The organism is Martinezella rhizogenes, assembly GCF_000799715.1.
GTDB lineage: Bacteria > Pseudomonadota > Alphaproteobacteria > Rhizobiales > Rhizobiaceae > Rhizobium > Rhizobium rhizogenes_C.
Genome location: NZ_JUHG01000007.1, coordinates 1 through 21375, shown reverse-complemented (window position 1 = coordinate 21375; position 21375 = coordinate 1). Strand labels below are relative to the sequence as shown.

The 21375-nt window shown below is 58.3% G+C and carries 18 protein-coding genes and 1 tRNA gene; 2 read left to right on the top strand and 17 right to left on the bottom strand.

Features of this window, described 5'->3' with window-relative positions; genetic code table 11:
* The 4 genes from EX00_RS03800 to rpsL form a co-directional block, all read right to left on the bottom strand.
* Positions 1-561: GTP-binding protein (locus EX00_RS03800; RefSeq protein ID WP_047454332.1), on the bottom strand; the 561-nt coding region annotated here is incomplete at its 3' end.
* A 68-nt stretch (positions 562-629) separates the two neighbouring features.
* Positions 630-2729: an elongation factor G gene (fusA, locus tag EX00_RS03795; RefSeq protein ID WP_047454330.1), complete on the bottom strand. Its 2100-nt coding sequence runs from the start codon at positions 2727-2729 to the stop codon at positions 630-632.
* A 30-nt stretch (positions 2730-2759) separates the two neighbouring features.
* Positions 2760-3230 (bottom strand): 30S ribosomal protein S7, encoded by a 471-nt coding sequence (rpsG, locus tag EX00_RS03790; RefSeq protein ID WP_047454328.1) that lies wholly within the window; start codon positions 3228-3230, stop codon positions 2760-2762.
* Positions 3231-3308: 78 nt separating this feature from the next.
* Entirely contained in the window at positions 3309-3680 is a 372-nt protein-coding gene (gene rpsL, locus EX00_RS03785; RefSeq protein WP_003507760.1) for a 30S ribosomal protein S12, read from the bottom strand.
* A 507-nt stretch (positions 3681-4187) separates the two neighbouring features.
* Here rpsL and EX00_RS03780 point away from each other — a divergent pair.
* A complete protein-coding gene (locus EX00_RS03780; RefSeq protein WP_047454319.1) occupies positions 4188-4481 on the top strand; it encodes a hypothetical protein in 294 nt (97 codons plus the stop codon).
* Between the two features lie 113 nt (positions 4482-4594).
* On the opposite strand, the gene rpoC is transcribed toward EX00_RS03780, so the two are convergent.
* The 12 genes from rpoC to EX00_RS03720 all read right to left on the bottom strand — a co-directional run bounded on the left by rpoC (position 4595) and on the right by EX00_RS03720 (position 20100).
* On the bottom strand, positions 4595-8806 hold the full coding sequence (gene rpoC, locus EX00_RS03775) for a DNA-directed RNA polymerase subunit beta' (RefSeq protein ID WP_047454317.1): 4212 nt from the start codon (positions 8804-8806) through the stop codon (positions 4595-4597).
* Between the two features lie 189 nt (positions 8807-8995).
* Positions 8996-13138 carry a DNA-directed RNA polymerase subunit beta gene (gene rpoB, locus EX00_RS03770; protein WP_047454316.1) on the bottom strand — a complete coding sequence of 1381 codons (4143 nt, stop codon included), beginning with the start codon at positions 13136-13138 and terminating at the stop codon, positions 8996-8998.
* 262 nt (positions 13139-13400) lie between these two features.
* Positions 13401-13778, bottom strand: a complete 378-nt coding sequence (gene rplL / locus EX00_RS03765; protein WP_047454315.1) for a 50S ribosomal protein L7/L12 — start codon at positions 13776-13778, stop codon at positions 13401-13403.
* A gap of 57 nt (positions 13779-13835) precedes the next feature.
* Entirely contained in the window at positions 13836-14354 is a 519-nt protein-coding gene (gene rplJ, locus EX00_RS03760; RefSeq protein WP_047454313.1) for a 50S ribosomal protein L10, read from the bottom strand.
* Positions 14355-14686: 332 nt separating this feature from the next.
* On the bottom strand, positions 14687-15385 hold the full coding sequence (gene rplA, locus EX00_RS03755; RefSeq protein ID WP_047454311.1) for a 50S ribosomal protein L1: 699 nt from the start codon (positions 15383-15385) through the stop codon (positions 14687-14689).
* Between the two features lie 4 nt (positions 15386-15389).
* Complete coding sequence (gene rplK, locus EX00_RS03750) at positions 15390-15821, bottom strand: 50S ribosomal protein L11 (protein ID WP_047454309.1); 432 nt, start codon at positions 15819-15821, stop codon at positions 15390-15392.
* A 223-nt stretch (positions 15822-16044) separates the two neighbouring features.
* Positions 16045-16575 (bottom strand): transcription termination/antitermination protein NusG, encoded by a 531-nt coding sequence (nusG, locus tag EX00_RS03745; protein ID WP_047454301.1) that lies wholly within the window; start codon positions 16573-16575, stop codon positions 16045-16047.
* A gap of 18 nt (positions 16576-16593) precedes the next feature.
* Positions 16594-16794, bottom strand: coding sequence for a preprotein translocase subunit SecE (gene secE, locus EX00_RS03740; protein WP_007702178.1), 201 nt, complete (start codon positions 16792-16794; stop codon positions 16594-16596).
* A 195-nt stretch (positions 16795-16989) separates the two neighbouring features.
* A tRNA-Trp gene (locus tag EX00_RS03735) sits at positions 16990-17065 on the bottom strand.
* 215 nt (positions 17066-17280) lie between these two features.
* Positions 17281-18165, bottom strand: a complete 885-nt coding sequence (locus EX00_RS03730; protein WP_047454299.1) for a hypothetical protein — start codon at positions 18163-18165, stop codon at positions 17281-17283.
* 17 nt (positions 18166-18182) lie between these two features.
* Positions 18183-18869, bottom strand: a complete 687-nt coding sequence (locus EX00_RS03725; protein ID WP_047454298.1) for a glycosyltransferase family protein — start codon at positions 18867-18869, stop codon at positions 18183-18185.
* A gap of 337 nt (positions 18870-19206) precedes the next feature.
* Positions 19207-20100 (bottom strand): NAD-dependent epimerase/dehydratase family protein, encoded by an 894-nt coding sequence (locus EX00_RS03720; protein ID WP_047454296.1) that lies wholly within the window; start codon positions 20098-20100, stop codon positions 19207-19209.
* 143 nt (positions 20101-20243) lie between these two features.
* On the opposite strand from EX00_RS03720, the gene EX00_RS03715 reads away from it, so the two are divergent.
* Positions 20244-20750 (top strand): GrpB family protein, encoded by a 507-nt coding sequence (locus EX00_RS03715; RefSeq protein WP_047454333.1) that lies wholly within the window; start codon positions 20244-20246, stop codon positions 20748-20750.
* Between the two features lie 67 nt (positions 20751-20817).
* Here the strand turns inward: EX00_RS03715 and EX00_RS03710 are convergent.
* Positions 20818-21375 (bottom strand): EF-Tu C-terminal domain-related protein (locus EX00_RS03710; RefSeq protein ID WP_047454294.1); only part of this gene is annotated, 558 nt, incomplete at its 5' end.

Genomic DNA, 21375 nt, shown 5'->3' with positions numbered 1-21375 from the left:
GCGGATCGCGTCTTCGCCGATGGTCTTGTTGCTGTCGTTGAGCGCGGCAAGAGCCGAACCCTTGACGACCGGGACGTCGTCGCCCGGGAAATCGTAGGACGACAGAAGTTCGCGAACTTCCATCTCGACGAGCTCCAGAAGCTCGGCGTCGTCAACCTGGTCGACCTTGTTCAGGAACACGACGATCGCCGGTACGCCAACCTGGCGGGCGAGCAGGATGTGTTCGCGCGTCTGCGGCATCGGGCCGTCGGCGGCCGAGCAAACCAGGATCGCGCCGTCCATCTGGGCGGCACCGGTGATCATGTTCTTCACATAGTCAGCGTGGCCGGGGCAGTCGACGTGCGCGTAGTGGCGAGCAGCCGTCTCATATTCAACGTGTGCCGTCGAAATCGTGATGCCGCGCGCCTTTTCTTCCGGTGCGGCGTCGATCTGGTCATACGCCTTGTACTCACCGAAGTACTTCGTGATCGCTGCCGTCAGAGACGTCTTGCCATGGTCAACGTGGCCAATCGTGCCGACGTTAACGTGCGGCTTATTGCGCTCAAACTTACTCTTTGCCATTTTCGGCTCTCCGTTCTTCTTGTCCCCGAAGGGATCATTTCTTGTTATCGGTCAATTGGTATTCCGGGTCACTTCTGACCGGAATACTTTGCCTGGATTTCTTGTGCGACGTTCGACGGAACCGGCGCGTAATGATCGAAGGTCATCGTGTACTGTGCACGGCCCTGAGACATGGAGCGCAGATTGTCGACGTACTTGAACATGTTTGCCAGCGGAACGTTCGCGTTGATGACAACGGCAACACCGCGGCTTTCCTGGCCCTGGATCTGGCCACGACGCGAGTTCAGGTCGCCGATAACGTCGCCGACGTAGTCTTCCGGCGTCACGACTTCGACCTTCATCATCGGCTCGAGGAGCTGGGCGCCAGCTTCGCGGGCTGCTTCACGGAAGCAGGCACGGGAAGCAATTTCGAAGGCCAGAACCGAGGAGTCGACGTCATGGTAGGCACCGTCGATGAGCGTCGCCTTGACGCCGAGCATCGGGAAGCCAGCCAGCGGGCCAGAAGACAGAACGCTTTCGATGCCCTTCTGAACGCCCGGGATGTATTCCTTCGGAACAGAACCGCCAACGATCTTGGACTCGAACTTGAAGTCGTCGCCGTCCGGGTTCGGTTCGAACACGATCTTGACGCGAGCGAACTGACCAGTACCACCCGACTGCTTCTTGTGGGTGTAGTCCTTTTCCGTCTGACGCGTGATGGTTTCGCGGTAGGCAACCTGCGGCGCGCCGACAGTTGCTTCAACCTTGAATTCACGACGCATGCGGTCGACGATGATGTCGAGGTGAAGTTCACCCATGCCGGCGATGATCGTCTGACCCGATTCCTGGTCCGTCTTCACGCGGAAGGACGGATCTTCGGCAGCCAGGCGGTTGAGCGCGAGGCCCATCTTTTCCTGGTCGCCCTTGGTCTTCGGCTCAATCGCGATCTGGATGACCGGCTCCGGGAATTCCATGCGCTCGAGGATAACCGGCTTCAGCGGATCGCAGAGCGTATCGCCAGTGGTGGTTTCCTTGAGGCCGGCCAGAGCAACGATGTCGCCAGCGAAGGCTTCTTCGATGTCTTCACGCGAATTCGAGTGCATCTGCAGCATACGGCCGACGCGCTCGCGCTTGTCCTTGACCGTGTTGATGACCGACGTGCCCTTTTCGAGCTTGCCGGAGTAGATGCGGGCAAAGGTCAGTGAACCGACGAAGGGGTCGTTCATGATCTTGAATGCCAGCATGGACAACGGCTCGCTGTCATCAGCATGACGTTCGATTTCGGCTTCGGTCTTGAAGTCGATACCCTTGATCGCCGGAATGTCGAGCGGCGACGGCAGGTAGTCGACGACGGCGTCGAGCAGCGGCTGAACACCCTTGTTCTTGAAGGCGGTGCCGCAGAACATCGGATGGAACTTGACATCGATGGTGCCGCGGCGGACGAGCGCACGGATCTGTTCGTTGTCAGGCAGGTTGCCTTCGAGGTAAGCTTCGGTCGCGGCTTCGTCGATCTCGACTACGGTCTCGATCAGCTTTTCGCGATATTCCTGAGCCTTGGCCTTCATGTCTTCCGGGATTTCAACGACATCCCACTGAGCGCCGAGCGATTCGTCGCGCCAGACGAGAGCGTTCATCTCGATCAGATCGATGACACCCTTGAATTCCGTTTCAGCACCGATCGGCAGCTGCATGACAACAGCAGTGGCGCCGAGACGGGTCTTGATCATTTCAACCGAGCGATAGAAGTCAGCGCCGGTCTTGTCCATCTTGTTGCAGAAGATCATCCGCGGGACATTGTACTTCTCAGCCTGACGCCAGACGGTTTCCGTCTGTGGCTCAACGCCGGCGTTGGCATCGAGCAGCGCGATGGCGCCGTCGAGAACGCGCAGCGAACGCTCGACTTCAATGGTGAAGTCGACGTGGCCGGGGGTGTCAATGATGTTGAAGCGGCGGGTCTTGCCGTCGCGGCCCTTCCAGTAGGTCGTGGTGGCAGCGGAGGTGATCGTGATGCCACGCTCCTGCTCCTGCTCCATCCAGTCCATGGTGGCTGCGCCGTCGTGGACTTCGCCGATCTTGTGCGACTTGCCGGTGTAGTAAAGAATACGCTCGGTGGTCGTGGTCTTGCCGGCGTCGATGTGCGCCATGATACCGAAATTGCGGTAGTCTTCGATTTTATATTCGCGAGCCATAATGGACTGCCTTTCGGATACCGTTCGGAATTACCAGCGATAATGGGAGAACGCACGGTTGGCATCAGCCATCTTGTGCGTGTCTTCGCGCTTCTTGACGGCAGAGCCGCGGTTGTTGGAGGCATCAAGAAGTTCGCCGCACAGACGGTCGACCATAGTAGTTTCATTGCGCTTGCGGGCAGCAATGATCAGCCAGCGAATGGCAAGAGCCTGACGACGCTCGGGACGAACATCGACCGGAACCTGGTAGGTAGCACCACCAACACGACGCGAACGAACTTCAACGTGCGGAGCGATGTTATCCAAAGCCTGATGGAACACGCCGAGCGGTTCCTGCTTTGCCTTGCCCTGCACGGCGTCGAATGCGCCGTATACGATGTTTTCAGCTACGGACTTCTTGCCGTCCAGCATGATGGCATTCATGAACTTGGTGACGACCAGATCGCCGAACTTGGGGTCCGGATTGATCTCGCGCTTTTCTGCTCTATGACGTCGGGACATACTTCTCGTCTCTCAACTTGTTAGCGGCGCTTTATCACGCGGAGAACCTCGCGCAGCGCCGGATGATCTAAAACCGAATTACTTCGGACGCTTAGCACCGTACTTGGAACGGCGCTGCTTGCGGTTCTTGACACCCTGGGTATCGAGAACGCCGCGGATGATGTGGTAACGAACGCCCGGAAGGTCCTTTACGCGGCCGCCACGGATCATGACGACAGAGTGTTCCTGAAGGTTGTGGCCTTCACCGGGGATATAACCAATGACTTCAAAGCCGTTGGTCAGGCGAATCTTTGCGACCTTACGCAGAGCCGAGTTCGGCTTCTTCGGCGTCGTGGTGTAAACGCGGGTGCAAACGCCGCGCTTCTGCGGGTTCTCCTGAAGAGCGGGAACCTTATTACGCTTTACCTGTGCCTGGCGAGGCTTGCGGATCAGCTGGTTTACGGTAGGCATTCAACCATCCCTTGTAATCTATCTCATACACCCTTGCGGGCTCAACTCTCGCCGTCTCCGGCAACGACAACACGATCGTCTAAATGCGCAAAACGTGGCCCGATCCGCTTTCGCAGATGGACCACAGAAAAGCAGAGGACGCGATAATCACGTCTTGCGTGCAGCATTCTTGTCTTCAACGTGCGTTTTGAACCTTGTTTGAGGTGAACTCCAGAGCGTGTCGCTCCGAATGGCCATGCCTCACATGGGTCCGATGGCGGCGTAACTACTGGTTTCCCGCCTGTTCGTCAAGGCCGGTTAAGGAATTATCTTTGTCACAAAGCCCCAAAAGGCCCTGCAAACCAGCCTTTTGGCGTATTCGTTAACGAAATGGCGCCCCTCCGGCAAGATAGACTTGGGTATTTCGCCAAAATCCCTATAAGGAATCACAGAGTGACAATTTCACGGGACGGCAGCGGCAGATCGAGAGAATCGCCCGGCCGAATCGAAACTTCCGAAGGGCGACTCATGATTACTACGCCAGACAACGACAACAATTCTGACGGCCCGATGGTCTTCATCATCATCGGCAAGGGATATGAGACCGATGGCAGCGAAGGCGTCGAGCTGCATGTCATGCTGAAGGCACCGGATGACGATACCGCCGTGCGCGAGGCGCTGAACGCGCTTGCGGAGGAAGGCTTCATTGAGGCCGATCTCGACCAGATCGGCATGCTGACCGACGTGCCGGACGAAGAACCGCATGCCTCCGCCTATCAGGGCGCGCTGGAAGGCGAAGTGGCGATCATCCGCTTCCGCTGAGCCTCTAGCCGGGCGGCGTTCACCGCGACCGCCCTCTCCTCTTCCCATATCAATAATGCAAAAAACCGCCCGGATCGCTCCGGGCGGTTTTGATTTGTGCTGGCTACTGCCGCTTATTCAGCGGCCGGAGCGTTCTCGCCTGCCATATCCTGCAGCATCGGCGTGGCAACGGCTGAACCGGTGCCCTTGCGGCGCTCTTCCAGGATCAGCTCGTCGCGAGCCGTCGCGATGCGACGGATCTGGGTCATGGTGCCGCCCGTACCGGCCGGAATGAGGCGACCGACGATAACGTTTTCCTTCAGACCCTGCAGGCCGTCGGTCTTGCCGGCGATCGCAGCTTCCGTCAGCACCTTCGTCGTTTCCTGGAAGGACGCGGCGGAGATGAAGGACGGCGTCTGCAGCGATGCCTTGGTGATGCCGAGCAGAACCGGATCGCCATAGGCGGGCTTCTTGCCCTCTTCGATCAGGCGGTCGTTGTTGTCGTCCAGCTCGATACGGTCGACATTGTCGCCGACGATGTAATGGCTGTCGCCCGCATCGGTGATTTCCACCTTCTGCAGCATCTGACGAACAATCACTTCGATGTGCTTGTCGTTGATGACAACGCCCTGCAAGCGGTAGACTTCCTGGATTTCGTTGACCAGGTAAGAGGCCAGAGCCTCCACGCCCTTGATCGCCAGGATGTCGTGCGGAGCCGGGTTACCGTCGAGGATGTAATCACCCTTTTCGATATAGTCGCCTTCCTGAAGGTGGAAGGGCTTGCCCTTCGGGATCAGGTATTCGACCGGCTCGACACCGTCTTCCGCCGGCTCGATGATGACGCGGCGCTTGTTCTTGTAGTCGCGGCCGAGGCGGATCGTACCATCGATCTCTGCGATGATGGCGTGGTCCTTCGGACGACGGGCTTCGAACAGTTCGGCAACACGCGGCAGACCACCGGTGATGTCCTTGGTCTTGGCGCTTTCCAGCGGCGAGCGGGCAAGAACGTCACCCTGGGACACCTTCTGGCCCGGCTCGACGGACAGGATCGCGTCGACCGAGAGCAGGAAGCGGGCTTCACCACCACGCGACAGCTTGGCAACATTGCCGCTGGCGTCCTTGATGACGATCGCCGGCTTCAGATCCGAACCGCGCGGCGTCGAACGCCAGTCGATAACCTGACGTTTGGTGATGCCGGTCGACTCGTCGGTCGCTTCGAGAACCGAGAGACCGTCGATGACGTCTTCGAACTGAACCGTACCGGCAAGTTCCGTCATCATCGGACGGGTGTAAGGGTCCCACTCCGCCAGACGCTGGCCGCGCTTCACCTTGTCGCCTTCGTCGACGTAGATCTTGGAGCCGTAAGCGACACGCTGCGAGGAGCGCTCGATGCCACGTTCGTCCAGGATCTGGACGGCCATGTTGCGGCCCATGGCAACGAGGACGCCATCGGAATTGCGCAGCATGTTACGGTTCTTGATCTGCACCGTGCCTTCATACGAAGCTTCCAGGAACGACTGGTCGACCACGGTCGCCGTGCCGCCCAAGTGGAAGGTACGCATGGTCAGCTGCGTGCCCGGCTCACCGATCGACTGAGCGGCGATAACGCCGACAGCTTCACCGAGATTGACCGGCGTACCGCGCGCGAGGTCGCGGCCGTAGCAGATCGAGCATACGCCCGTCTGGATTTCGCAGGTCAGGGCCGAACGGATACGGATCGACTGGATACCAGCCTTTTCGATCTCGACGACATCCGGCTCAAGGATCATCCGGCCGGCGTCAACGATACGCTCACCCGTGATCGGATGATCGATATCGTCCAGCGCCGTGCGGCCGAGGATCCGGACGCCGATGGAAGCAACGACCTGACCGGCATCGATGATGGCGGTCATGGTGAGGCCCTTGTCGGTGCCGCAATCGACATGCGTGACGATGCAATCCTGCGCGACGTCGACGAGACGGCGGGTCAGGTAGCCCGAGTTCGCGGTCTTCAAGGCGGTGTCTGCCAGACCCTTACGGGCACCGTGCGTCGAGTTGAAGTACTCGTTAACGGTCAGGCCTTCCTTGAAGTTCGAGATGATCGGCGTCTCGATGATTTCACCCGACGGCTTGGCCATAAGGCCGCGCATGCCGCCCAACTGACGCATCTGGTTCGGAGAACCGCGGGCGCCGGAATGGCTCATCATGTAGATCGAGTTCATCGGCTTCTGGCGACCGGTTGCCGGATCGAATTCGACGGCCTTAATGCGGGCCATCATTTCCTCAGCGACCTTTTCCGTGGCCTTGCCCCAGGCGTCGACAACCTTGTTGTACTTTTCGCCCTGGGTGATCAGGCCGTCATTATACTGCTGCTCGTATTCCTTCACGAGCGATTCAGTATCGCCGACGATCTTCGCCTTGGTGTCCGGAATGACCATGTCGTCCTTGCCGAACGAAATGCCGGCGCGGCAAGCATGGGCAAAGCCGAGCTGCATGATGCGGTCGCAGAAAATGACCGTGTCCTTCTGGCCGCAATGACGGTAGACCGTGTCGATCATCTTGGAGATGTTCTTCTTGGTCATTTCCTGGTTGCAGATGTCGAAGGTCACCTTGCCGTGCTTCGGCAGCAGTTCGCCGATGAGCAGACGGCCCGGGGTCGTTTCATAGATCTTCGAGTAGGCCTTGCCTTCCTCGTCAACCGACTTGAAGCGGCCGCGAATCTTGGAGTGCAGCGTCACGACCTTGTTTTCAAGAGCGTGATGCAGTTCGCCCAGATCGGAGAAGGCCATGCCTTCGCCCGGCTCGTTCTGGTTCAGGATCGACAGATAGTAGAGACCGAGAACCATGTCCTGCGACGGAACGATGATCGGTGCGCCGTTTGCCGGGTGCAGGATGTTGTTGGTCGACATCATCAGCACGCGGGCTTCGAGCTGGGCTTCGAGCGACAGCGGCACGTGAACGGCCATCTGGTCACCGTCGAAGTCGGCGTTGAAGGCCGTGCAGACGAGCGGATGCAGCTGGATGGCCTTGCCTTCGACCAGCATGGGTTCGAAGGCCTGGATGCCCAGGCGGTGCAGCGTCGGTGCGCGGTTCAGAAGAACCGGATGCTCGCGGATGACCTCGTCGAGGATATCCCAGACTTCCGGCTTTTCCTTTTCAACCAGCTTCTTGGCCTGCTTGACGGTCGAGGAGTAACCCTTGGCGTCGAGGCGGGCGTAGATGAACGGCTTGAACAGTTCGAGCGCCATCTTCTTCGGCAGGCCGCACTGGTGCAGCTTCAGTTCCGGACCGGTCACGATGACCGAACGGCCGGAATAGTCGACGCGCTTGCCGAGCAGGTTCTGACGGAAGCGGCCCTGCTTGCCCTTGAGCATGTCGGACAGCGACTTCAGCGGGCGCTTGTTGGCGCCGGTGATGACGCGGCCACGACGGCCGTTGTCGAACAGCGCATCGACAGATTCCTGCAGCATGCGCTTTTCGTTACGGATGATGATGCCCGGAGCGCGCAATTCGATCAGGCGCTTCAGACGGTTGTTACGGTTGATGACGCGGCGGTACAGATCGTTCAGATCCGACGTCGCGAACCGGCCGCCGTCGAGCGGCACCAGCGGACGCAGGTCCGGCGGGATGACCGGAACGACCTTCATGATCATCCATTCCGGGCGGTTGCCGGATTCCATGAAGTTCTCGACGATCTTCAGGCGCTTCATCAGCTTCTTCTGCTTGAGATCCGACGTGGTCTCAGCAAGTTCGGCACGCAGGTCACCAGCGATCTTTTCGAGCTGCATGCTAGCCAGCAACTCGTAGATCGCTTCAGCGCCGATCATGGCGGTGAACTGGTCTTCGCCATATTCGTCGACGGCGAGCATGTACTCTTCTTCCGAGAGAAGCTGATGCTCCTTGAGGGCGGTCAGACCCGGCTCGGTGACGATATAATTTTCGAAGTAGAGGACGCGCTCGACATCCTTCAGCGTCATGTCGAGCAGCGTGGAAATGCGGCTCGGCAGGGACTTCAGGAACCAGATGTGGGCAACGGGAGCGGCAAGCTCGATATGGCCCATGCGCTCACGGCGAACGCGCGACAACGTCACTTCGACGCCGCACTTTTCGCAGATGATGCCCTTGTACTTCATGCGCTTGTACTTGCCGCACAGGCACTCGTAGTCCTTGATCGGTCCGAAGATTCTTGCGCAGAAGAGACCATCGCGTTCCGGCTTGAACGTACGATAGTTGATCGTCTCCGGCTTCTTGATCTCACCATAAGACCAGGAAAGAATCTTCTCCGGCGATGCGATCGAAATCCGGATGGAATCGAAGTTCTGTGCAGGCACCTGCGGATTGAAAAGATTCATGACCTCTTGGTTCATGCCTGTCTCCTTTTGGGGCTATGCGCCCTCGAACTGCAATCAGCGCCGGCAAATTCCCGGGAACCGGACTGACGCGTTAAAACGACAATAACCGCGAAATGCGGCGAAATCGTCCTTGCCTGCGCTACACGAAATCGGGCGCCGGCAAGAACGGTGCGCGCTGATGAACAGCGCGCACCCTGTCGACTGTTACTCGGCTGCGTCCGGAAGCTGGCCAGCTGCCTGCAGATCGTCGACCTTGGAGTTTTCCAGTTCGACGCTGAGACCCAGCGACCGCATTTCCTTGACGAGAACGTTGAAGCTTTCCGGAATGCCCGCTTCGAAGGTATCGTCGCCACGGACGATTGCTTCGTAGACCTTGGTGCGGCCGGCCACGTCGTCCGACTTGACCGTGAGCATTTCCTGCAGCGTGTAAGCTGCACCGTAAGCCTCGAGCGCCCAGACTTCCATTTCCCCGAAGCGCTGACCACCGAACTGCGCCTTGCCGCCCAGCGGCTGCTGGGTAACGAGCGAGTAAGGACCGATCGAACGGGCGTGGATCTTGTCGTCGACCAAGTGGTTGAGCTTCAGCATGTAGATGTAGCCAACCGTGACCTGGCGGTCGAACTGCTCGCCGGTACGACCGTCATAGAGCGTCGACTGACCGGTCTCCTTCAGACCTGCCATGGCGAGCATCTCGTTGACGTCGGCTTCGCCGGCGCCGTCGAAGACCGGGGTCGCGATGGACACGCCACGCTTCCACTGATCAGCCAGACGCAGAACAGACGCATCGTCATAATTACGAACATCGTCGCTCTTCGGACCGTCCCCGACGACCATGTCGATCGTCTTGCGCAGCGGGTCGATGTTGCCGTTCGCCTTATAGGCTTCGATCAGTTCGCCGATCTGACGACCCATACCGGCGCAAGCCCAGCCCAGATGCGTCTCGAGAATCTGACCAACGTTCATGCGCGACGGCACGCCGAGCGGGTTGAGCACGATATCGACATGCGTACCGTCTTCAAGGAACGGCATGTCTTCGACCGGCACGATACGCGATACGACACCCTTGTTGCCATGACGGCCGGCCATCTTGTCGCCCGGCTGGATCTTGCGCTTCACAGCAACGAAGACCTTGACCATCTTCATGACGCCCGGAGGCATTTCGTCGCCGCGCTGGACTTTTTCGACCTTGTCCATGAAGCGCTGTTCGAGGTGCGACTTGGATTCGTCGTACTGGCCACGCAGAGCTTCGAGCTCGCCCTGAACCTTCTCGTCCTCGACAGCGAACATCCACCATTGCGAGCGCGGATATTCAGAGACGACGGCGTTGGAAAGTTCCGTGCCCTTCTTGAAGTTCTTCGGGCCGGCAAGAGCCACCTGGCCGCGGAGCATCTCGATCAGACGGCCGTAGACGTTACGGTCGAGAATCGCCTGCTCATCGTCACGGTCCTTGGCGAGACGCTCGATCTCCTCACGCTCGATTGCCATGGCGCGTTCGTCCTTCTCAACGCCGTGGCGATTGAAGACGCGAACTTCGACGACCGTACCGTAGGTGCCGGGCGGCATGCGCATGGAGGTATCGCGAACGTCGGATGCCTTTTCACCGAAGATGGCGCGCAGAAGCTTTTCTTCCGGCGTCATCGGGCTTTCGCCCTTCGGCGTGATCTTGCCGACAAGGATGTCGCCCGGCTGAACTTCAGCACCGATGTAAACGATACCGGCTTCGTCCAGGTTCTTCAGCGCTTCTTCCGAAACGTTCGGAATGTCGCGGGTGATTTCTTCCGGACCGAGCTTGGTGTCGCGCGCCATCACTTCGAATTCCTCGATGTGGATGGAGGTGAACACGTCGTCGGCAACGATACGCTCGGAGAGCAGGATCGAGTCTTCGTAGTTGTAGCCGTTCCACGGCATGAACGCGACGAGCACGTTGCGGCCGAGCGCCAGATCGCCGAGGTCCGTCGAAGGACCGTCAGCCAGAATGTCGCCCTTGTTGACGAAGTCACCGACGGTGACCAGCGGACGCTGGTTGACGCAGGTGTTCTGGTTCGAACGCTGGAACTTCATCAGGCGGTAGATATCAACGCCGGACTTCGACGGATCGAGGTCTTCGGTGGCGCGGATAACGATACGCGTCGCGTCGACCTGGTCGACCACGCCGCCGCGACGGGCACCAATGGCGGCGCCGGAGTCACGGGCAACGATCGGCTCCATGCCGGTGCCGACGAACGGAGCTTCTGCGCGCAGCAACGGTACGGCCTGACGCTGCATGTTCGAGCCCATGAGAGCGCGGTTGGCGTCGTCGTTTTCCAGGAACGGGATCAGAGCGGCAGCAACCGAAACCAGCTGCTTCGGCGAGACGTCCATCAGGTTGATGTTGTCGCGCGGAGCAAGCATGACTTCGCCGGCATGACGGCAAACGACGAATTCCTCGATGAAGAAACCTTCAGCATCAAGCTCGGCGTTGGCCTGGGCAACGTAGTACTTTGCCTCTTCCATGGCGGAGAGGTAGAGCACATCGTAGGTCACCTTGCCGTCGATGATGCGACGGTAAGGGCTTTCGATGAAGCCGTACTTGTTGACGCGGGCAAAGGTCGCCAGCGAGTTGATAAGACCGATGTTCGGGCCTTCCGGCGTCTCGATCGGGCAAATACGACCGTAGTGGGTCGGATGCACGTCACGGACTTCGAAGCCAGCGCGTTCGCGGGTCAGACCACCCGGGCCAAGAGCCGAAAGACGGCGCTTGTGAGTGATTTCCGAAAGCGGGTTTACCTGGTCCATGAACTGCGACAGCTGCGAGGAGCCGAAGAATTCGCGAACCGCGGCAGCAGCCGGTTTGGCGTTGATCAGGTCCTGCGGCATGACCGTATCGATCTCGATCGAGGACATACGTTCCTTGATCGCGCGCTCCATGCGCAGCAGGCCGAGACGGTACTGGTTTTCCATCAGCTCGCCAACCGAGCGAACGCGGCGGTTACCGAGGTTGTCGATGTCGTCGATTTCGCCCTTGCCGTCGCGCAGTTCGACCAGCATCTTGACCACGGCCAGGATGTCGTCCTTGCGCAGAACGCGAACGGTGTCTGCAACTTCGAGGTCGAGACGCATGTTCATCTTAACGCGGCCAACGGCGGAGAGGTCGTAACGCTCTGAATCGAAGAACAGCGAGTTGAACATGGCTTCGGCCGAATCCATGGTCGGCGGTTCACCCGGACGCATGACGCGGTAGATGTCGAACAGAGCGTCCTGACGGTTCTCGTTCTTGTCGGCGGACAGCGTGTTGCGGATGTAGGCGCCGACATTGATATGGTCGATGCCGAGAACCGGGATTTCGTCGAAACCAGCCTTGAGGATCACCGGCAGGGTCTTCTCGTCGATTTCGTCGCCGGCTTCGAGATAGATCTCGCCGGTCTGGACGTTGACGATGTCTTCCGCCAGGAAGAGGCCATACAGCTCTTCGTCGGTCGCCTTCAGGGCCTTGAGGCCCTTGTCCTGCAGCTGACGCAGCAGGCGCGGGGTCAGCTTCTTGCCGCCTTCAACCACGACTTCGCCGGTGTCGGCGTCGATCATGTCGGTAACGGTCTTGGCACCCTTCAGCGTTTCAGCGTTGAAGGGAATGCGCCAGCCGTCGCCGGAGCGCTCATAAAGCGACTTCGTGTAGAAGGTCGACAGGATTTCTTCGCCGTCCATGCCGAGCGCCATCAGCAGCGACGTCACCGGAATCTTGCGGCGGCGGTCGATACGGGCGTAGACGATGTCCTTGGCGTCGAATTCGATGTCGAGCCAGGAACCGCGATACGGAATGACGCGGGCAGCAAAGAGCAGCTTGCCGGAAGAATGGCTCTTGCCCTTGTCGTGATCGAAGAACACGCCCGGCGAGCGGTGCATCTGCGACACGATTACGCGCTCGGTGCCGTTCACGATGAACGTACCGTTGTTCGTCATGAGCGGCATGTCGCCCATGTAAACGCTCTGTTCCTTGATGTCCTTGATGGACTTCGCGCCGGTATCTTCGTCGATATCGAACACAATCAGACGGAGAGTAACCTTCAGCGGCGCAGCGTAGGTCAGGTCGCGCTGGCGGCACTCATCGACGTCGAACTTCGGCGGTTCGAATTCATAGGATACGAACTCCAGCATGGAAGCGCCGGAGAAATCGGTGATCGGAAAAACCGACTTGAAGACGGACTGAAGACCTTCGTCTGGGCGGCCGCCCTTCGGTTCTGCAACCATAAGGAACTGATCGTAGGATGCCTTTTGAACCTCGATGAGGTTCGGCATCTCTGCGACTTCGGGAATCTTACCAAAAAACTTGCGTACGCGCCTACGACCATTGAACGAAAGGGTCTGAGCCATCGTCGCTCCTCTAAATCCTGCACCCGGGCCTGCAACGGACGGGAACCGCTGGCCAGGCGATCCCGTCAATCAATGAGTAGTTCAATCTCGTCTAACTAACCGAAAACCGCTCAGCACGGATTGCGTCGCGGTTCGGTTTGAGACCATCCTCTTGAAGAACCCATTACCCAAAAGCCGTTTTACCTGCGGCTTTTGGGTAATTTGTTCAAAAAAACGGCAAATGGGAGGGGGCAAAATGCCACCTCCCAAAGCAGTTTCAAGCTTACTTAACGTCGGCCTTGGCGCCAGCGTCTTCCAGCTTCTTCTTGATGTCAGCGGCTTCAGCCTTGGAAACAGCTTCCTTGACTGCCTTCGGAGCAGCTTCAACGAGATCCTTGGCTTCCTTGAGGCCCAGACCAGTGATGGCGCGGACTTCCTTGATGACGTTGATCTTGTTAGCGCCGGCTTCCGTGAGGATGACGTCGAACTCGGTCTTTTCTTCTTCAACGACAGCAGCAGCAGCAGCACCGCCAGCGGCAGCAACAGCTACCGGAGCAGCGGCGGAAACGCCCCACTTTTCTTCGAGAAGCTTGGACAGTTCTGCGGCTTCGAGAACGGTCAGCGAGGAGAGGTCGTCTACGATCTTTGCGAGATCAGCCATTTTTTAGTTCCTTTTGTTCGGTTCGAACTGGTTGGTTATGAACAGCGAAAAACCGCCTTAAGCGGCTTCGTCCTTCTTGGCGTAGGCCGCGAACACACGAGCAAGCTGGCTTGCCGGTGCTGCAACAACACTTGCGATGCGGGTAGCTGGCGTCTGGATCATGCCCAGCAGCTTCGCACGCAGCTCGTCCAGCGAAGGCAGGGTCGCGAGCGACTTCACACCTTCAGCGTTGAGCGTTGTTGTTCCCATGGCGCCGCCCAAAACAACGATCTTGTCGTTGCCCTTGGCGAAATCCACGACGACCTTCGGAGCGGTAATCGGATCAGTGCTGTATGCAATCAGCGTCTGACCGGTGAAGAGATCAGAGATCCCTTCCGCATCCGTGCCCTGAAGAGCAATTTTGGCCAGGCGGTTCTTCGCGACTTTGACGGTGCCGCCTGCAGCGCGCATTTTCGAACGAAAATCGTTCATCTGAGCGACTGTAGCACCAGCATAGTGGGCCACGACAACCGAGCCCGAAGCCTTGAAGACTTCGTTCAGTTCCGTGACGAATTCGCGTTTTTCCGCTCTTTCCACTGCTTTTCTCCAGTTGACAGGACCGGGTTAACGGGCCTGCCGGGTTGCCTTTTGCCTCCTGGGATCAAAAGAGATCCCAAGCGACGCTTGAGGATCCTGTCCCCTCGCGCTCGAGCCGCAAGGCTCCAAGGCACAAGGCATCCAAGGCTCGAACCGAGTTCATCGAAGCAAAGCTTCATCAAAATTCGGGTCTTACCCGTCTCATGCAGGCTTAAGTGATTAAGGGATAACCACCTGCAATCTCGGACAGGAATTCCGGATTTCTCCGGATATCCCGGCCTCGAAAGGCCGAGAATTCTTGAGAAGCCGGGCTTAACGCCCGGCCAAAATTATTAGGCGTTCGGAGCCGTGACCGAGGCAAGCTCGATCTTGACGCCCGGACCCATGGTCGAAGAGATGGCTACGCGCTTGACGTAGTTGCCCTTGGCGCCAGCCGGCTTCGCCTTGACGACGGCGTCGGCGAAAGCGCGGATGTTTTCTTCCAGAGCCTTGGCGTCGAAGGAAGCCTTGCCGATGCCGGCGTGGACGATACCAGCCTTCTCGACACGGAACTCGACTGCGCCGCCCTTGGAGGCTTCAACAGCGCCCTTGACGTCCATGGTCACGGTGCCAACCTTCGGGTTCGGCATCATGCCGCGCGGGCCGAGAACCTTACCGAGGCGACCGACGAGCGGCATCATGTCCGGGGTCGCGATGCAACGATCGAAATCGATCTTGCCGCCCTGGACGATTTCAACCAACTCTTCAGCGCCGACGATGTCAGCACCGGCAGCCTTGGCTTCATCAGCCTTGGCGCCACGAGCGAAGACGGCAACGCGAACCGTGCGGCCAGTGCCGTTCGGCAGGTTGACGACGCCGCGAACCATTTGGTCTGCGTGACGCGGGTCAACACCGAGGTTCATGGAAACTTCGATGGTTTCGTCGAACTTGGCGATAGCCCGCTCCTTGACCATGCCGATGGCCTGGGTCAGAGCATAGAGCTTTGTGGGATCAACGCCTTCGCGGATCTTCTGAATACGCTTTGCAACCATGATCTTAACCTACCACTTCCAGGCCCATGGCGCGGGCAGAGCCCTCGATCATGGCCATTGCGCCTTCGATATCGGCGGCGTTCAGATCCTTCATCTTGGCTTGGGCGATGGACTGCACCTGAGCCTTGGTGAGGGTACCGGCCTTGGCGCCCTTGCCGGGCGTCTTCGAGCCGGACTGGATCTTCGCTTCCTTCTTCAGGAAGTAGCTGACTGGCGGCTGCTTCATGATGAAGGTGAAGGACTTGTCCTGGTAGTAGGTGATGACGACCGGGATCGGCATACCCTTTTCCATTTCCTGCGTGGCGGCATTGAACGCCTTGCAGAATTCCATGATGTTAATGCCACGCTGACCAAGCGCAGGACCGATCGGCGGCGACGGATTCGCCGAGCCGGCCTTTACCTGCAGCTTGAGCTGGCCTGCAACTTTTTTAGCCATTTCTCTCTGCCTTTCTAACTGACCGGTTGCCCGGCCTCTTGTGCCGGATCGCTCCGGCGGCTGCGGTTGCGTGGTGCGGGTCAAAAAGTCCGGCTAAGACCCCTACCCTTCCACGCGGATTGCGGCGATGCCGCGAGATGTAAATAAGAACTTACTTACCTACACCCAAACTCGAACGAAAGACCAGCCATCAATGACTGATCTTTCCAATCCGATAAAACGATCAGACCTTCTCGACCTGACTGTATTCCAGCTCGACCGGCGTAGCGCGGCCGAAGATCGATACTTCTACCTTCAGACGCGAACGCTCTTCGTCCACATCCTGAACCGTGCCGTTGAACGACGCGAACGGACCATCCGAAACACGGACCTGCTCGCCGATCTCGAAAGACACGGAAGCCTTTGGCCGCTCGACGCCTTCCTGGACCTGACCGAGAATGCGCTCGGCTTCATAATCCGGAATCGGAACGGGCTTATTGTCGGAGCCGAGGAAGCCAGTGACCTTCGGCGTATTCTTGATCAGGTGGTAGGCTTCATCCGTCAGGTTGGCGCGGACCAGCACATAACCCGGGAAGAACTTGCGCTCGCTATCGACCTTACGGCCGCGACGCACTTCAACCACCTTCTCGGTCGGCACAAGGATTCTCTCGAACAGATGCGAAAGACCCTTCTGCTTGGCTTTCTCCTCGATGGATTCAGCCACTTTCTTTTCGAAATTAGAATAAGCGTGGACGATGTACCAACGTGCCGCCATGTTCATCTCCACTCGATATCAATTGCCGGTGTTCAGCACGTAGCCGAGAATCCAGCCGATGAGCTGGTCAGCAGCAAAGAAAAACAGCGAGGCGAAAACAACCATGACCAAAACCATCACCGTCGAGATCATCGTCTCGCGGCGGGACGGCCATGTAATTTTCGACGTCTCAGAGCGGACCTGCTGCAGAAACGCTAGTGGATTCGATTTGGATGCCATTGACTGCCCACGCAATTACGGCACGTAAAGCTGAATATATCAGCCCCACGCACCGCGTGTCTGTTGAACCCCTACATAAACATCGATTCCCCATTTAACAAGAGAGAATTCGATGCTTTCGAAAATTTGCCGTCAATCCGGCATATCCCCAACCTAAAAAGCAGCGAAACAACGCGCCAGTCAAATCAAGGAAAATGGCAGGGGCAGCAGGGCTCGAACCTACGACCTGCGGTTTTGGAGACCGCCGCTCTACCAACTGAGCTATACCCCTTCATGCTCCAATCATAAGCCCGGTGCGGTTGCCCGCCAAAGCCTTTCGGAAACATGGCGCTCCCTTTAAGACGGGACGAAACGATTGGCAAGTGCGTTTTTTGTTTTTTCCCAACCAGGTCCGCCACTTCGTTCGGCGCAAGCCATCGCCACGGCACCGATGGCGCGGAACTGCGGACGTCTTGCACCCTTTCGACGGCGTCGCTCCGGAAGGTTTTAGCCTTCCTTTTGTTCGCCAGGCGTACCCTTCGGCTTCCGCTTCAGAAATTTCGGTCTCAAGCGACGCAAAAAATTGTCCGTGGAGCGAATCACATTGGTCAGCGAAATCAACTTGTCGACCTCGGCGTCGGTATTGCCCAGCCGTTCGGACAGCACCTCCGCCACCGCCAGCGAAATCTCCGCCGGCGGAACTTCCGAGAAACGTTCGGCAAGCCTGGCATAGGCATTGGCGGAAACGCCGCCGTGGATGGTGATCTTGCCCAACCGGGCGAAGAGACGCAGGAAGGTCTGCTCGAAGCTCCAGTCGTGGACCGAAACCACCCTCCACTTTTCACTGCGTTTGGCCGAGAAGCCGGCAAGGACGATAGCGCCAGGCAATTTCAGGTCGCTCAGCCAAAGCGCCAGGGCAAAGCCGCTGGTCGGCGTCTTTGCCTCCGTATAGAGATCGCCGCAGAAACCGACGAGATCGAGGTGACCGGTCGGCGCACCCTTAAAATCGGCGGCGGGATTGAGCTTCTCCTCGAGGCCGAGACGGATGTTCATGATCCCGAGGAAATATTCCCTCGGGAAGAATTTGACGACCTCGCCCACCTCGCCCCGATAGACGATGTTGGCACCGCGCGGCTGACCGCGCGAGATCAGCAGCGAGTGCCCGAGAAATGGGCGATCCAGCACCTTGTAGACTTTATTGAAGAAGACGAAGAGGGCAGTCGGCGGATACTGTGCCTGAAGGCTCCCGATATCGACCGTGTCGCTGTTGGCGACAAGGACGATATGGGAGAACGCCGTCAGTATGGAGCGCCAGTCTTCGGCGGTCGCCAAACCTGCCGCTGCTCCCGCAGCCGGGAAGGCAGGCTTGTCGGTCGCTGTTTCGGATGTCACGCCCTGTCCCAGCCTTGTTACTTCTGCTGGACGTGCAGCAGGCGTTCGCGCATGGCGAACCACTCGTCGGCATAATCGTCATTGCGATATTCGTCGAAATACGGCCCGCCATCGGTGAAATGTACGAGCTTGGCGTCTTCACGGCGATCGTATTCGTTGACGAGGTAATTCCAGGTCACGGGAACTTCGCCGATCTGATCGTCGCTTTCCAGCCACTTGAACTGATGGAGCTGCAGGCCCGTGGCGGTGTTTACATAGTCCTTCGTCAATGCCTTGCACTTGGCATTGTTGAACAGGATCATGCTCGACCAGTTCTTCTTTTCATATTTGGTCTGGGTCTGGCCGAGGAACTTGGTTTCGACCTTCGGCTGATAATCGTGCTTGACGCACATGGCGGCATAGCGGTCGTCGCGCAGCTTCCAGAGTTCGGCAATATCGGTGCGGGCGAGCATGTCGCAATCCATGAAGATGCTCCAGCCCTCGAAGTCGCTGAGGTAAGGAACCAGGAAGCGGGAGAAAGAGAACTCGGTCGATTGCAGCGGATTGCGTTCGCGCGTGAAAACGCCGTCGAGATTGCTGAGCACGATCGGCGAAAACACCACCGGGATCGAGGAGCGCTCGATTATGCTTTGCGCGAGAACGTGATAGGCGACAACTTCCTTAGAATCGAAGCCGACAAAAATACGTGCAACACCGTCGTTCATGGTCCCTCCTGAACGGCCGACCGCCTAGGAGATCAGCCGACTAAACTATCTTTCCGTCGCAGCGCAGACTGTGCTGCCGGACATCGTGCCGGCGCATGAGCCATAACATATCCGCTCCAAACACGAATCACGACTGTATCGTCGAATGCCATTGCAATTTCCCCGATACGCCTTGCGAACGCAAACCTACTTACTTCAACCCAAATATTTGTCGAGTGTTTGCGGAAGCATTTTTGGTTTTCATCCGTAACAAATGGAGAGCCTCCCCTCCTCCCGCCGCAGATTCGACCGGACGCGGCAACCGCGCCCGGTGTTCCTTTTAGCCGCCGTTTCTGCCTCAAACCTTCACATATCGCCGCCAGTCATGCTCTTCCTTGAAGCCCAGAACTTCACGGATCTTGCGGTTGGAGAGTAGCCCCTCATATTCGCCGATCTCGCGGGTGAAGGGCACATTCGGAAAGTGCTTGGCCGCAAGCTCGCGCGATGGCGTATTGGCCGAGACCGTGTCATTGGCGGCGTTGAACACCTGGAAACCGAGACCGCTCTTTTCGATGCAGAGATGGACGATCTGACCAAGATCGCGGGCGTCGATATAGCTCCAGGCGATACGCTTGCGGATTTCGCTATCGGCAAAAAACTCCGGGAAGCGCTCATATTCATGCGGCTCGATGACGTTGCCGATGCGCAGCGCATAGATGTCGATGCCGAAACGCTCGGCAAAGGCGCGGGCCGTTTTCTCGTTCAGCACCTTGGACAGACCGTAAGAATCCATCGGATTGACGTCATAGTCCTCTTCCAACGGAAACTGGTGGAAATCGCGATGCCCCTCGGCAAAGCAGACGCCATAGGTCGTCTCGCTGGAGGCGACGATGATCTTCTTGATGCCGAGCTTGGCCGCCGCCTCGATGACATTGTAGGTGCTCATCGTGTTGATGCGGAAAGTCTCGTTGTCCGGCTTCAGAAGGATGCGCGGCACGGCGGCGAAATGTACAACGGCGTCATAGGGCTGCACGCCCTTGCCCTGGTCGAGATCCGGGAAATCCCGGTGCATGGTGAGCACGTTATAGACCTGTCCCGCATCGGTGACATCGGCCTGCAGATTGGTAACACCGGGGCTGTTCAGCGGCACGAGATCGATATTATGGACTTCATAGCCGGCGTCGACCAGCCAGGGAACCGTGTGACGCCCGGCCTTGCCGCTGCCGCCGGTGAACAAAATACGCTTCTTCATGAAATCTCCTCCTGATAAAATCGAGCGATAGATAGACCGTTTCGGGCGTTTCGCAAGATGGGTGAAGTGGTCGGATTGTCTCAGCCGGCGGATTGGGTGAAGTATCCGTTGGTACCGGCGGAAATGTTCAAAGGGTGGAACGCGTGCGTCTGATCAGGCTTGTCAACTACGATCCCGCATGGCCTGCCCTCTTCCAGAGCCAGCGTGAGGCGATCGCCGCCCTGCTCGGCCATCCGGCCGATATCCACCATATCGGAAGCACGTCCGTACCCGGACTTTGCGCCAAGCCCAAGCTCGACATCGACGCCGTACTCCTATCGAACGACGCTAGGATAGACGCCACTGAGCGCCTGAAGAGTTTCGGCTACGTCTTCCATGGCGATCCGTATGGGGCCGACAGATGGACATTCACAAGGGATGAAACGCCCTATGGCACACGTCTTTATCTCTCTCTGCCCGGCAATCCCGCGCATCGCGACCGCATCCTCTTTCGCGACTATCTTCGTGCTCATCCGGAAGCGGTCGAGAACTATGCCGCATTGAAGCGGCGGCTGGCCATGGAAGCGAATGGCGACTGGGATCACTATACCGGCGGCAAGAGCGATTTCGTTGCCGATATCCTTCGCAAGGCCGCTGCGCAATCGGAGTAATCCTCCAAAACGCGAAAAGCCCCGCTGTTTCCAGCGGGGCCTTCGTAATCAGCGAATAATCCGAGGATTACTCTACGATGCTGGCGACGATGCCGGCGCCGACGGTACGGCCGCCTTCACGGATAGCGAAGCGCAGCTTTTCTTCCATCGCGATCGGAACGATCAGCTCGACGGCAACGGTGACGTTGTCGCCTGGCATAACCATTTCCGTGCCTTCCGGAAGCGTCACGATGCCCGTCACGTCCGTCGTGCGGAAGTAGAACTGCGGACGGTAGTTCGTGAAGAACGGCGTATGACGGCCGCCTTCTTCCTTCGTCAGGATGTAGGCTTCAGCCATGAACTTCTTGTGCGGCTTCACAGAACCCGGCTTGCACAGGACCTGACCACGCTCGACGTCGTCACGCTGAATACCACGAACCAGCGCGCCGATGTTGTCGCCAGCCTGGCCCTGATCGAGCAGCTTGCGGAACATTTCAACGCCGGTAACCGTCGTCTTCTTCGTGTCGCGAATGCCGACGAACTCGACTTCTTCACCAACCTTGACGATACCACGCTCGACGCGGCCCGTTACAACCGTACCACGGCCCGAGATCGAGAACACGTCTTCGACCGGCATCAGGAACGG